The following is a 13,167-nucleotide window of genomic DNA, read 5'->3' on the forward strand; positions in this document are numbered from 1 at the left end:
CAGCCGCGCGCCTCTCCCAAGCAAACCTTTCTTTACTCTCTCCCCCTCTGCCGGCCGCCCGCTTCGGGCCCGCATCCTCTCCTTCACGCCTTTGTGAGCTTCGGGTTCCCCCAGATCGTTCCTTTTTGAGTCCAAAAGACAATGCAATTGCCCCGCTTCCGGGGCGATCGGGCGCGATCGATGGCTCTTTTGGCCAAAAAACCGTGGCGCATCGGCAACAATCCGGCCCTCGGGACGCCTCAAATGGTGTCCTTTCGCGCTAATTTCGTTCTGCGTGAGGCTAACGTCCTCTCCAAAACCGCAGAAATCCGCGGGTTTTTCGGCTGCGAAACGATAACCTTTCATTATCCAGCAATTTGGAGCGAAACGTCTCCGGCAACGGATTCAGTTCTGATTGAGTGGAATGAAGTTGATCGGTACTTCCAAACCCATCGGAGCCGCAGTTCTCCAGCAAGCAATACTGCGGAATACGAAAAATTTTAATTTAAATACCGAGGGTGCGAGATGTACGTCGTTGTTGATCCCCGGGCAGAGGTTGCTGCCGGTTTCACGTCCATGTTCAGCCGCGAAGGGCTTTCCGCCGTCGGTTTCGACTCCGAAGAGTTCCAGGAATGGCTGACGACGGCCGCTGATCGGGATCTCTCGGCGGTGCAGGGCTTCCTCCTCGGCGACTTCGCCGAGCGGCCCAACTATCCGAACCTCATCCGCAGCCATTCGCGGGCCCCGATCATCGCCCTGAGCGACGTGCGCTCTCTGGAGCAGACGCTGGAGCTCTTCACGGCGGGCATCGACGACGTGGTGCGCAAGCCGATCCATGTGAAAGAGATCGTGGCGCGCTCCGACGCCGTGTGGCGGCGCATGAATGGCCCGAAGCAGGAAGTTGAGAGCGACCGGCTGAAGATCTTCTTCGACGGCCGCGACCCGGAAGTCGACGGCGAGCCGCTCGCCCTGCCGCGCCGCGAGCGCCACATTCTCGAATATCTGGCGAAGAACCGCATGCGCCGCGTGACCAAGACGCAGATCTTCAACGCCATCTACGGCGTCTTCAACGACGACGTCGACGAGACGGTGGTGGAAGGCCACATCAGCAAGCTCCGCAAGAAGCTCCGCCTGCGCCTCGGCTTCGAGGTGATCGATGCGAAGCGCTATCTCGGCTACCAGTTCGTCGCCTGAGCGGCGGCGGACTTTTCCCAAGGAAGGCAGAGACCCGGGCAACGAGCCTCGGATCGCCGCGAAGAGATGCGGCAACAGGCTCGGCCAAGAACCCGGGCCGGGCCCCGGGATGGGCTCTGAGCGTGGCCCCCGAGAGAGGCCCCCCGAGAGAGGCCTCCGGGAGAGGCCACAGAGGGCGGCCCCGAAAGAAGGCCCCAAAATCGATTGGGGAGCCTGAGGCGGCTCAGCCGACCTTGAGGCCCAGACGAGCGGCCTGACGCTCGACAAAAGCATGCATGCGCTCAAGACCGGTTTCGGTCAGGCGGACGAGGGTACGACGACGGTCGGTCTCGTCAGGGAAGCGCATGATGAGATCCGCCTCCTGCAATTCATCGATGCGGCGCAGCGCCGTGGTCGTGGCGACGCCGGAGGCGAGACACAGGCTCGTGACGGAGACGAAGCGACCGGTGGCTTCCGCGACGGCGAGATCAAGCATCATATCCCAGGCGGGATCGGAGAAGAGCTTCGCCTTGAAGATCGCGTCGCGATCGGTGCGTGCTGCGACCAGGGCGCGAAGATAATCGGATTCCGTCGCCGACTGGGACGGTTCCGGTCTCGCGCGGCCGGTGAGGTCGAGGGCCCGGCGGATGGCGATCGCCACCTCTTCCGCGGAAACCGGCTTTTGAAGAAAATCGACGGCATTGAGACGCAGCGCCGCGACGGCGCGGTCGAGCGAGGCGTTGCCCGTCATGACCACGGCCGTGAGCGGCCGGCTGTTCCGCCTTGCCGTCAGTTTCTGCAAAAGTTCGATTCCATCGATCTGCGGCATCTGCAAATCGGTGACGATGACGCGCAAACCTGGGTTGCGCTGTACGATCGCCAGAGCTTCGACGGCGGTGCTCGCCTTCAGCGGCGGCAGGTCAAGCGCGGTCAGGCCTTCGGCCAGCTCATCAAGAATATCGACATCGTCGTCGACGAGAAGAATCTGCGGCGGGGAATTGGTTCTGGCACCAGGTTCCTTGGTATCCATATCGTGTTGATACCTCACGATGCCTCCTCCCGTTTCACGGCGGAGATTGAGAGGCACTTCCTAAGACGGGGTTTAGTCAATTGATCTGAAACGCGCGAAGCTTGCTAAGTCTTTGTTGACGATACACCCATCGCGCCGTCCGGCCGATATCGGCCCGCCATAGCCCGAGCGCCCCCAAGGGGGACTTAATCTGTTGGTCCGCATCGTGTAAACAGCCTGAAGGTCCGCATCATTCTTGCCCGAAGGCATTCTGCCTCCTGATATTTGAGACAGGGTCTGAAGCAATTAAAGGGCGTTGTGCGTCCTTTTGTTGCATTGGTCCAAGTTTCTCAGCTTTGGGCGACAGGGGCAAGAGGGCTTCAACGCGAAGCTGCATTCCGTCGGGCCGCGGAGAGCGGCCAGCGGATGATTTTGCAATCCACGAACCGCGCCTGGAGATCCGCCAGCATTTCGAACGGATCGACGGGCTTGAAGAAGAGGACGTCGGGACCGAAGGGTTCGCCCAGCGCGACGTCCGTCGCCTCACCGGTGATGAGGGCTAGAACCTGCGGACGCAGCGGTTTCGGAAGCTGGCGGGCGCGTCCAATGAGGTCGAGGCCGCTCCTGTCGCCAAGACGCAGATCGGTCAACAGGCAGTCGGGCGCAAGTCCCTGCACAAGCAGAGCGTGTGCCTGCGAAACGCTTGCGCACAACGTTGGTCGCCAGTGTTCGGCTTCCAGGAATTCCGCGATTTCGGCCGCAAGCTCGTGCTCGTCCTCGCAGATCAAAATTGAGCGAGGTGGCATCAGGCGGCTTCTTCAAGCGATAGCGTCTGAGATGCTACGGGCAGGCGGATGGTGAAACATGCGCCGGATCTGACGTTGCGGGCGGCGATGTCGCCGTTCATGTCGCGCACGATGTTGCGCGCCATGGAAAGACCGAGGCCGGTGCCTTTGCCGACGGGTTTCGTCGTCACGAAGGGATCGAAGAGATGCGCGATGATCTCCTCGGGAATGCCGCCGCCATTGTCTTCGAGTTCCAGGACGACCGAGCCGCTCTTCATCCATCCGCGCACCTGGAGAACCGGCGTTCGATCGGTGTCGCGATCGTGAAGCGCATCGAGGGCATCGCGCGCATTCACCAGAATGTTGACGATGACCTGCTCGAACATCGTCTGTTCGCCGGCGACGGCGAGATCGGTGGCGAAATCGAGGTCGATATCGAGGCGGATGCCTGCGGCGCGATATTGCTCGGCGACGAAGCCGATGGCGAGTTGAACAGCGTCGTGAAGCGCGAACGGCTCGCATTGCTGCGAGGTGAGGCGCCCATAGCGGCGGACCTGGTCGGTGATGCGCTTCACCCGCTCCACCTGATCGCTGATGCGGGTGAGTTTGGCGGCAAGGGCCTCGCCGGTCTCGCCATGCTCCAAGAGGCGGCGGGCATTGGCGATGGCGAGCCTGATGACGGCGAGAGGCTGGTTGGTTTCATGGGCGATGGCGGTCGCCATTTCGCCAAGCGTCGCAAGCTTCGCCGCCTGCATGACCTTGAGTTCAGCATCGCGCAATTTGGTGACGTCGGCGAGGGCCAGCATGCGCAGGCGCCGGCCGCGCCAGCGCGCGGGCGAAATGGTGCCGCGCAACGAGCTGATCTCGCCGTCGCGGCGCCCGAAGCTCAAAATGGTGGTGCGGGTGTCGCCCTGATCGGACGTCTTGGACACGTCGATGGCGGAGCGGATGAGGCGGGTCCAATCCGGGTGGGCGAGCGAGGCGCCGACGAGCTCGATCGCTTCGTCATTGGCGAATTTCACTTCGTGGGTGTCCGGATCGAAGATCAAGGCCACGAAAGGCATCGCCTGCATGGTCTTTTCGAAGCTGGTTTCCACCTCGATCTGGGCGCGCCGCGCCTCCAGGACGTCGTGAAGACGCCGGCGGTCGCGTCGTGCCTGGACGAACAGAAGCAAGACAAGGCCGCCGCCGCTGATGAACATCAAGGCGAGGGGAAGCGCAGCCGTCTCTTTGGAGAGCGCAGCTTCGCGGCGGTTGATCTCGTCATTGTCGACGACGGCCGCTTCCAGGATGGTTTGCAGATTGCGCCCGAGCGGGACGAGTTCACTGCGCCATTGCGAGATGAGGCGGCCGCTTTTGGGGGGTGGCGGAAGCGGGTCTTCGAGGCGTCGAAGATATGTTTCGATGCGCGTCCGGTAGTCTTTGAGGGCCGGCGCGAATGCATCGATGCCCGCGATCAGGCGACCTTCTTCCGAGGCATAGAGGAGCGGCAGGCGCGAAGCGAGAAGTTCCAGACGCAGTTCGAGCTGATCGATGATGCGGGGGGAGGGGTCGTCTCGGGCGATGTCCAGAGTGGCGGTGGTTTTGACGTATTCGAGCTGCGCCTGATAGGCGATCCAGCCGGAGCTGCGGATGGAGGTCGCGAGAAGCTGGCGCTGCTCGGCCTGCCGCAGATAGAGCATGCCGGTGGCGATGAAGAGGCCGAGCGTCGTGACGACGAGGGCGCCGGCAAGCAGCTTGTGGGCGATCTTTGCCTTCTTACTCAACACGGAAGTCGATGCTCCGGATTTGCCAGATCATCCGGCTTTGGTAGCGATGGCTTGCGAGTTCGGGATACGCATCGAGGGGATAGACGATGCGGAAGGGGCCTTTGTCGCGGATGCGCATTTCCTGGCCGTCCTGGCGCACGGCCATGATGACGTCGTAGAGCGCCCAGTCCGATTGCGGGATTTCGGCGGAATAATCGTTGAGCGCGACGAGCGCCGCTTCGACGACGGGAAGACCGGCAAGGTCGGCGAGAGTGGCGAGGAGCGGGCCGGTGAAGGTCTGGTTTCCCGCGTCCCAGGGCGTGTGGGTGACGATTGCCCGCTGCTGGAGCGCCTCGATGTCTTCGACGCTCATCAGCTTTTCCGCGAGAACCGTGCCGCTTTCACCGAGCCAACGCAGCGTCAGCTCCTGCGCGGCGACGGGGCCGCAAGCGATGGTCGAAAGTAAGGCAGCTAAGACAAAGGTGAGGCGGGACATTGAGGTGGCCGGCGATTTGTATCTTGAATTCATTGTCGTGCAATCTTGTAAATTAGGTTTACTCGAAAAGCTGTTTTGTCGCGATAGAGTTTCGAAAATATCTCGACTCTCTTCATCGTATTCAAAACGAGATCGTCTCTAAATTGCTAACTGTGCCGTGGTTCTCGCCGGTTATCGGGTGGCCGTGGGCCTTTGCGTCCTTCTTGCCTGCGTTATGTTGCAGTTTTCCGAAGCTGGCGCAGCAAATCAGAAACACTTGATTTTGCAGTTAAGGAGCTCGGCTCGAAGAGATTAAAAACTGAGCGGTTTGCAAAGCCGATCGCCGCGCGGAAGGCGACGAGCGAGCCCAGACGGTGGCGGGAATCTGCCTGTCGGAGTGGTATCTGAAAGTTCAATCGTCTCGGGGAGGTCTCCGGAAGGCGCCCGGAAGGTGGCGCTGCGGCGTGGCGCCGCAGAGATGGAACCAAAGAGCGGTAGGGCCCGCGAGGGATCCGCGCAGACCGGAATGTGCAAAGCGTGCCGGGGCTTACCGGCTCATCGAGACACGGCCGGCACGGAAGGAATCCTCCACGCCTTCGACGACAGAATCGAAAATGCCGCGCTTTGCGGCCGGATATTGCAGGCTGAAACCCTGCACCGTGTCGCCGCGCACGAAGAACTTTTCGTAGAAGATGTCCGAACCGCGATAGCCGGAGACGACCAGCCAGTTCTGCCCCTGCGGCGAGTAGGTGACGTTTTCGTAGCCGCCGGTGCCGCGCATGAGGGCGCGCAGATCGGCGGCGTCGTCGACGCCTTCGACCGCGCGGGCGGAGAGTTCGAGCCGCGCCTCATCGCCGACGAAGGCGGTGCCGTAGGCGAGGGGCGCCTCTTGCGGGAAGAGCTTTTCGGGATAGGCGAGGCGGGCGCCGGAGCGGGGATCGGCATACGTCGTCCAGCCCTTGGGGGCAGCAGCCGCGGTCGTGGGCACAAGGACGGGCGTTGCTGCAAGAGCCGTTGCGGCGGTGAGACCGGCGATTGCGGTTGCGCTCAAAGCGGCGCGCAGGGTGGCGGCGAAAGCCCTCATCATGGCGTCCTTTCCACGGTGCGAGTGGAGACGAACGGCAGGGTGGAGGCATCGTTCCGAAATCACCCTCCGATCTGAAATTGGCGGGTGGCTCACTCGCCGGCGAGCGAGGCGATCATGTCTTCCATGCCGGCGGTGTTGTGCATGCGCAGGACGGCGGCGCAGGCGGCGAAATCGTGCCGGCGGAGCGCATCGACGAGAAGCCGGTGCTCTTCGATGACGGAGGCAAGACGGTTGGGCCCGTAGCCGAGGCGTCGGCGGAGCGCATAGATGAGCTCCCAGCCGAGCTCGAAGAGGCGCGTCGCCTCCGCGTTGCCGGCCAGTTCGAAGAGCCTGGTGTGCAAGGCGCGGTTGGCCATGATGATTTCTTCGAGATCGGCTCTTTCCACGGCCGTGGCGTGAGCGGCCTGGAGGGCCGAGAGCTCGTCGAGCATGGCGAGGGTGATGCGCGGCATCAACCTTTGCACCGCGAGCGTTTCGAGCGCGGTGCGGACCTCGTAGACGTCCTTCAGGAATTTCTCGTCGATCGGGCGGATGACGGCGCCGCGATTGGGCAGGATGGCGACGAGCCCTTCGCCCTCCAATTTGCGCAAGGCTTCGCGCACCGGCATGGCGCTGAAGCCGAAGCGGCGCGCCGCATCGGCGACCTTCAGGCGCTCGCCCGGCCGATATTCGGCGGTGACGATGGCGCGCCGGATGAGCGCCGTCGCCTGTTCCACAGAGGTCGGACCAACCTCCTCCTCCTGCGCATCCATCCCGATCACAACCCGAGCCTTGCGGCTCTTCTCCCCCAATCTGTTCTCTTTGCCACAGAAGAAGCACTTCCTCCATTGGCCAAACGGCGCGCGCGAGGTGTTTTCCGGCAAGGCGACGCGGGCCCTAAGATCGGGCGTGGCGGCGGGTGCTTGTGGCTCTCGCGAAAGTGCGAGAAAAGCGCCCGGTTGCGAGGAATGGGAGGACACGATGTCGAAGCTCGTGGTGCATGCGGGGCCATACCGGTTCGATGCGAGGCTTGAGGAAGAGGCGGCGCCTCAGACCTGCGCGGCGTTCCGCAAGGTGATGCCGTTCGAAAGCAAGATCGTGCATGTGCGCTGGAGCGGCGAGGGCGTGTGGATCCCGCTCGGCGATATGCAGTTCGGCGTCGGCTACGAAAACCATACGAGCTATCCGGCGCCCGGCCAGATCGTGCTCTATCCGGGGGGCATCAGCGAGACGGAGATCCTGCTCGCCTATGGCGGCGTGCATTTCGCCTGCAAGATGGGCCAGCTCGCCGGCAACCATTTCATCACGCTGACCTCGGGGCTCGAGGATCTTGCGAAGCTCGGCCCGATGACGTTGTGGGAAGGCGCCCAGCCGATCCGCTTCGAATTCGCCTGAGCCGCTGGGGCTCAGGCTTCAGCTCAAAATTCCGCGGAGGCCGGATCGGGAGGCGGTGCCTTGCGATCCGGCCTTTTGCGTTTGCGGGCCTCAGCGACCGGTGGCCGCCAGCAGATGTTCGGGATAGCGTTCGCCTTCGACGTCGATCTCGGCGAGAGCGGTGCCGATGCGGCTGAGATCGTCCTCGCTGAGTTCGATCTCGGCCGAGGCGAGATTTTCCTCAAGCCGGTGGAGCTTGGTGGTGCCGGGGATCGGCACGATCCAGGGCTTTTGCGCAAGCAGCCAGGCGAGCGCGATCTGCGCCGGCGTCGCATCCTTTTCCGCCGCGACCTGTTTCAGAAGGTCGATCAGCGCCTGGTTCTTCTCCATCGCTTCGGGCGTGAAGCGCGGCAGGAGGGAGCGGAAATCGCTCTCGCTGATCTTCGTGTCCTTGCTCATGGCGCCGGTCAGGAAGCCCTTGCCGAGCGGTGAAAAAGGAACGAAGCCGATGCCGAGCTCTTCGCAGGCCTTGAGGATGCCGTTGGTTTCGACGCCGCGCGTCCATAGCGAATATTCGTTCTGCACGGCGGCAACCGGCTGCACCGCATGCGCCCGGCGCAGGGTTTCCGCGCCCGGTTCCGACATGCCGAAATGCTTCACCTTGCCTTCGGCGATCAGATCCTTGACCGCACCGGCAACCTCCTCGATCGGCACGTCCGGGTCGACGCGGTGCTGATAGAAGAGGTCGATTTCGTCGATGCCGAGCCGCTTCAAGGACGCGTCGGCGACCTCTTTGATGTGTTTCGGCCGGCTGTTCATGCCCGCCTGCTTGCCGTCCACGATGTTGAAGCCGAACTTGGTGGCGATGACGACCTTGTCACGCATGGGCCTGAGCGCTTCGCCGACGATCTTTTCGTTGGTGAAGGGGCCATAGACCTCGGCCGTGTCGAAGAAGGTGACGCCCCGCTCCACGGCGGCGCGGATGAGCGCCACCGCGTCGTTCTCTTCCGGGAAATCGGTGAAGCCGAAATTGAGGCCCATGCAGCCGAAGCCGAGGGCCGAGACTTCAAGATTGTCGGCAAGCTTGCGTGTTTTCAAAGCGTCTCTCCATTGAAGAATTTTCGAACGGGGCAGGGTTTTCGAACAGGCATGTCCGGGACGTCGTTTGTGAGGGGCGCAGCACTCAGTATCTTGTCGGTGGGTGCGGCCGGTGGGTGCGTGGGGTGGCAAGATGTATCCTGCCCTGGGCGGGCATCGATGTCATGCGCGGAAATCAGGTGAACGCGGGTTTGCGACCAGACGCAGGTCTCCGCTTACGCCTGTGCGACTTCTTCATAAGTGAGCGCCGGCGGCGGGGCTTTGTCGGCGAGGGAAAGGCGTCTTGTGATGCTGCGCGCGGCCCGCGGTCTGTGCCGATTGCCGCAGCGCCGAGAAGGCCCGGAAAAAGGGCGATGTTAGCCGTTTTGTGACCATATTGTTGCCCGAGGAGGCCGTTCTTCTTCCGCGAGGTTAGCGGACTCAAGGAGCGGGACAGGAATGGGCAGTTTGCCCCCCGAAAGGGGGATGGGGGAAGGCGACGACGCATCGTCCGCAGACCGGATTTTCAAAGCGGGATTTTTCGTCTCGCTCGTGTTCATCGCCTTCGTTGCGGGGGCTATCGTAACGACGGCCGGGGTGACGCCCGGCAAGCAAATCGGCGATGCCTATCTCGGCGGCAAGGCGCTCTACGACCGCGCCACCACGACGCAAAATCTCTATCTGACGGATCTCTGGTATCCCGAGCGCCGGCCCGACAAGGGCGTGACGGTGAACGATGCGACGCGGACCGAGCAGGGGCTGACGCTCTATACCTCTGGCGAGGAGGCGGTGGCGCGGCTCATCGCCATGGACGGCACCGTCGTACACGAATGGCGCCGGCCCTACAGCTCCGTCTGGCACGAGGGCGCCGCCGTGAAGCGGCCGCAGCCCGACGCCTTCGTCTACTTCCGCAAGGCGATCGCCTATCCGAACGGCGATCTTCTCGTCGTCTACGAGGGGGCGGGCGACACGCCCTACGGCTATGGCGTCGCCAAGCTCGACAAGGATTCCAACGTCATCTGGAGCTATCTCGCCAATGCCCACCACGACATCGATGTCGGGCCGGACGGGCGGATCTACGTCATCACGCATGAGTTCGTGAACGAAAAGCTCGACGGATTCGACAATTTCAAGCAGCCGCGGCTCGACGATTTTCTCGTCATCCTGTCGCCCGACGGACAAGAGCTGAAGAAGATCGCGCTCATTCAGGCGGTGGCGCGGTCGGAATTCCGGCAGATGCTCTACACCGTGTCGGCCTTCGCCGTGTCGGACCCGCTGCACACCAACAATGTCGATTACATCACGGCGGAAGAGGCGGCGAATTTCCCCTATGCGAAAGAGGGGCAGGTGCTTGTGTCCTTCCGCGAACTCGGCGCCGTGGCGGTCCTCGATCCCGATGAGGAGACGATCACCTGGGCAAAACGCTCCGACTGGCTCGGCCAGCACGATCCGGACATTCTGCCGAACGGCGATCTCATCCTCTTCGACAATTTCGGCAATTACGATCGCGCCAATGCCCGCTCGCGCGTCATCGAGGTCAATCCGCGCACGTCGGAGATCGTCTGGGAATATGGCGGCACGCCCGAAGCGCCGCTCGACAGCATGATCCGCTCGGCGCAGCAGCGTTTGAAGAACGGCAATACGCTCATCACCGAATCCTCCGGCGGGCGGCTTCTGGAGGTGACGCGCGAGGGCGACATCGTCTGGGAGTACATCAATCCCGTGCGGGCGGAGACGCTTGCCGGCGAGACGGTGCCGCGCCTCTCCATCCTGTGCTGGGGCCAGCGATTGCCCCCCGATTATTTCGATGCCTCCTTCACCAGCTCGTTGCAGGCGACGAGCCAGACAGGGAAGAAAACGATATGAGACGGTTTGTGTTTTTTGCTGTGACCGCAGCACTTCTGCCTTCGGCCGCCTTCGCCTATGTGGGCCCGGGCGCGGGGCTCAGCCTTCTCGGCGCCTTGTGGGCGCTCGTCGCCGCGATCGGCCTTGCGATCAGCTTCGTCGTCGCCTGGCCGATCCGCAAGCTGATGCGCAATCGCCGCAAGGCGGCTGCTGCGCGGCAGGAGAATGCCGCCGGCGCCGCACCGCTTGCTTCCCAGGCCGCGACCGCAGAGCCGGCCGGCGTCAGCGAACGGACGGCGAATGGGGCTTCTTGATCTGCCGGCGCCGCTGTTCGGCTGGATCGACGGACAGCTGTCGCACATTCTGCCCTCCTTCCTGGTGGTCCTGATCTGGGCGTCGGTCGCCTCGATCGCCTCCATGGAGCTCTACCGGCTGTTGTCGCCGCAGGCGCGGATCGCGGAATTGCGGGTTGCGCTGAAGGGCGCGCAGGAGCGGCTTGCCGAATTCGACGGGCCGTTCGAGGAGGCCGGCGGGCTCATCCGCAATATGCTGGGGATCGCCCTGAAGCGGGTGTTTCTCGTGCTGCCGTCGACGCTGATCGCCTCGCTGCCGCTACTCACCCTCATTCTGTGGCTCGATTCCTCCTATGCGCGCACGCTGCCGCCGGAGGGCCAGAGCGTCACCGTGCGGGCGTCGGGCAATTACGGCGGCGAATGGGTGGAAGACCGGCCGGCGCCGCGTGCCATCGTGAAGGACGCGAACGGGGCGACGATCGCCGACGTGCCGGTGAAGGCGCCGGTGCCTGTCGTGCACAAGAAGCAGTGGTGGAACTACATCATCGGCAATCCGATCGGCTATCTCGCCGACGAGGCGCCGGTCGACGAGATCGAGATCGATTTGCCGAAGCGGGAGATCTTCACGGCCGGGCCGTCCTGGGCGCGCGGCTGGGAGATCATTTTCTTTCCGGCGCTGATCCTGATGTCGTTCGCCGCAAAATCCATCCGCAGAATCGAATAGATGGCGCAGGAACGAATAGATGGCAAAGTCTGAGACGAGCGGCCCGAAGGTCAGCGGCTGGATGGACTTTCTGAGCGGCCTCGTGGAGCGGCATCCGAGGGCGTGGATCAGGCTCGGCGATTTCGAAACGCGGATGGCGCGCGAGCGCGTCGCGGATATCAGGGTGGAGCGGCCGATCTATGTGACGGGGCTCGCGCGCTCCGGCAGCACGATGCTTCTCGAGCTTCTTGCGACCCATCCCGATGTCGCGACGCACCGCTACCGTGATTTTCCGGCCGTGATGACGCCCCTTGCCTGGAACTGGTTCACCGACCATGCGGCGAGCGGCGAGGCACCGGCGGAGGAGCGGGCGCACAAGGACCGCATTCTGGTGACGCCGGAAAGCCCGGAAGCCTTCGAAGAGGTGATGTGGATGGCGTTCTTTGCCGGTCTGCACGATCCGGCAGCCTCCGCCGTGCTCGACCGGGCGACGGCGCATCCGGAGTTCGAGCGCTTCTACCGCGAGCATATCGCCAAGCTTCTCGTGCTGCGCGGCGGGCGGCGCTATCTCGCCAAGGGCAATTACAACGTCACGCGGCTCTCCTACCTGCAAAAACTCTTTCCCGATGCGCGCTTCCTGGTGCCGGTGCGCGACCCGGTCTGGCATATCGCTTCACTGATGAAGCAGCACCGGCTCTTCGTCGAAGCCGGCAAGGCCGATCCGCGGATCACGCGGCATTTGAGCCGCACCGGGCATTTCGAATTCGGCCTGGAGCGGCGGGCGATCGGGCTCGGCGACAGCCAGGCGCCGGAGATCATGCGGCTGTGGGCCGAGGGCCAGGACGTCGAAGGGTGGGCGCGTTACTGGGCGGCGCTCTATGGGCATGTCGCCGACAAGCTCGACGCTGATCCGACGCTCTCCGCGGCCACCCGCATCGTGCCCTATGAGCGGCTTTGTGCCGATCCGGCGCGCGAGATGGCGGCGATCGCCGGCCATTGCGGGCTTCAAGGCGGCAATCTGCCGGCGCTTGCGGCCGAGCGGATCAGCGAGCCGTCCTATTATCGGCCCGATTTTACGCCAGACGAGTTGAGGACGATTGCGGCGATCACCGAGGAAACCGCGATGCGCCTTGCCCGGCATGCCGCGGATGTGCCCGCCAAGGCGGAGGCGCGCGCCGTCGCAATGGCCTGAGGCGCGATGACGTGGGGCGCGATGACGTGGGGCGCGCACCACGCGGGGCTGCGCATGTGTGCCGACAGTGGACCATCCCGGCGCAGATGCGATATGGTGCCAAAAGGTATTACCTTTTGGCGTCGAGGCGCGCATGGCATCTGCAACATCCATCAAGCTCGATGACGAGATGAAGGCGCGCGTCCGGCATCTCGCCGAGGCGCGGCAACGCACGTCGCATTGGATCATGCGGGAAGCCATCGCGCAGTATGTGGAACGCGAGGAGAGGCGTGAGGCGCTTCGGCGCGACACGCTGCAGGCGTGGGAAGAGTTCCGCGAGACGGGGATGCATGCGACCGCCGACGAGGTCGACCGGTGGCTGGAGAGCTGGGGAACCGAGGACGAAACGCCTGCTCCCGGATGTCACAAGTAAGATTTGCCCCGGCGGCGATCCGAGACCTGCAACGGC

The 13,167-nt window shown here is 63.4% G+C and carries 15 protein-coding genes; 8 read left to right on the forward strand and 7 right to left on the reverse strand.

Annotated features, from left to right (window positions below):
• The first annotated feature begins 180 nt into the window (after positions 1-180).
• Together EO094_RS05545 and EO094_RS05550 are read left to right on the forward strand one after the other, a co-directional pair.
• Entirely contained in the window at positions 181-483 is a 303-nt protein-coding gene (locus EO094_RS05545; RefSeq protein WP_164879563.1) for a hypothetical protein, read from the forward strand.
• Between the two features lie 21 nt (positions 484-504).
• The gene (locus tag EO094_RS05550) at positions 505-1,173 is read left to right on the forward strand and encodes a response regulator transcription factor (RefSeq protein ID WP_128291255.1); all 669 of its coding nucleotides are present in this window, start codon (positions 505-507) and stop codon (positions 1,171-1,173) included.
• A gap of 223 nt (positions 1,174-1,396) precedes the next feature.
• Here EO094_RS05550 and EO094_RS05555 read toward each other — a convergent pair whose 3' ends face one another.
• The 6 genes from EO094_RS05555 to EO094_RS05580 all read right to left on the reverse strand — a co-directional run bounded on the left by EO094_RS05555 (position 1,397) and on the right by EO094_RS05580 (position 7,047).
• On the reverse strand, positions 1,397-2,200 hold the full coding sequence (locus tag EO094_RS05555) for a response regulator (RefSeq protein ID WP_246008369.1): 804 nt from the start codon (positions 2,198-2,200) through the stop codon (positions 1,397-1,399).
• A 341-nt stretch (positions 2,201-2,541) separates the two neighbouring features.
• On the reverse strand, positions 2,542-2,967 hold the full coding sequence (locus EO094_RS05560; RefSeq protein ID WP_128291256.1) for a response regulator: 426 nt from the start codon (positions 2,965-2,967) through the stop codon (positions 2,542-2,544).
• A complete protein-coding gene (locus tag EO094_RS05565; RefSeq protein ID WP_128291257.1) occupies positions 2,967-4,712 on the reverse strand; it encodes a sensor histidine kinase in 1,746 nt (581 codons plus the stop codon). The genes EO094_RS05560 and EO094_RS05565 overlap by 1 nt, the downstream gene beginning before the upstream one ends.
• Positions 4,705-5,190 carry a putative pterin-binding protein gene (locus tag EO094_RS05570; RefSeq protein WP_128291258.1) on the reverse strand — a complete coding sequence of 162 codons (486 nt, stop codon included), beginning with the start codon at positions 5,188-5,190 and terminating at the stop codon, positions 4,705-4,707. The genes EO094_RS05565 and EO094_RS05570 overlap by 8 nt, the downstream gene beginning before the upstream one ends.
• Before the next feature lie 526 nt (positions 5,191-5,716).
• A complete protein-coding gene (locus tag EO094_RS05575; protein ID WP_128291259.1) occupies positions 5,717-6,256 on the reverse strand; it encodes a hypothetical protein in 540 nt (179 codons plus the stop codon).
• Between the two features lie 89 nt (positions 6,257-6,345).
• Positions 6,346-7,047 (reverse strand): GntR family transcriptional regulator, encoded by a 702-nt coding sequence (locus EO094_RS05580; protein WP_128291260.1) that lies wholly within the window; start codon positions 7,045-7,047, stop codon positions 6,346-6,348.
• A 169-nt stretch (positions 7,048-7,216) separates the two neighbouring features.
• Between EO094_RS05580 and EO094_RS05585 the strand changes: the two genes are divergently transcribed.
• Complete coding sequence (locus tag EO094_RS05585) at positions 7,217-7,630, forward strand: DUF3830 family protein (protein WP_128291261.1); 414 nt, start codon at positions 7,217-7,219, stop codon at positions 7,628-7,630.
• A gap of 90 nt (positions 7,631-7,720) precedes the next feature.
• On the opposite strand, the gene EO094_RS05590 is transcribed toward EO094_RS05585, so the two are convergent.
• Complete coding sequence (locus EO094_RS05590; RefSeq protein ID WP_128291262.1) at positions 7,721-8,707, reverse strand: aldo/keto reductase; 987 nt, start codon at positions 8,705-8,707, stop codon at positions 7,721-7,723.
• 438 nt (positions 8,708-9,145) lie between these two features.
• On the opposite strand from EO094_RS05590, the gene EO094_RS05595 reads away from it, so the two are divergent.
• From EO094_RS05595 to EO094_RS05615, 5 genes are all read left to right on the forward strand, one after another.
• Positions 9,146-10,552: an arylsulfotransferase family protein gene (locus EO094_RS05595; RefSeq protein ID WP_128291263.1), complete on the forward strand. Its 1,407-nt coding sequence runs from the start codon at positions 9,146-9,148 to the stop codon at positions 10,550-10,552.
• The gene (locus tag EO094_RS18540) at positions 10,549-10,845 is read left to right on the forward strand and encodes a hypothetical protein (protein ID WP_205649828.1); all 297 of its coding nucleotides are present in this window, start codon (positions 10,549-10,551) and stop codon (positions 10,843-10,845) included. The genes EO094_RS05595 and EO094_RS18540 overlap by 4 nt, the downstream gene beginning before the upstream one ends.
• The gene (locus EO094_RS05605; RefSeq protein ID WP_128291264.1) at positions 10,832-11,548 is read left to right on the forward strand and encodes a hypothetical protein; all 717 of its coding nucleotides are present in this window, start codon (positions 10,832-10,834) and stop codon (positions 11,546-11,548) included. Before EO094_RS18540 ends, EO094_RS05605 begins: the two co-directional genes overlap by 14 nt.
• Positions 11,549-11,567: 19 nt before the next feature.
• Entirely contained in the window at positions 11,568-12,719 is a 1,152-nt protein-coding gene (locus tag EO094_RS05610; protein ID WP_246008370.1) for a sulfotransferase, read from the forward strand.
• A 133-nt stretch (positions 12,720-12,852) separates the two neighbouring features.
• Positions 12,853-13,131, forward strand: coding sequence for a CopG family ribbon-helix-helix protein (locus tag EO094_RS05615; protein WP_128291265.1), 279 nt, complete (start codon positions 12,853-12,855; stop codon positions 13,129-13,131).
• Positions 13,132-13,167: the final 36 nt, after the last annotated feature.

Origin of the sequence: Afifella aestuarii (assembly GCF_004023665.1) — a bacterium.
GTDB classification, from domain to species: domain Bacteria; phylum Pseudomonadota; class Alphaproteobacteria; order Rhizobiales; family Afifellaceae; genus Afifella; species Afifella aestuarii.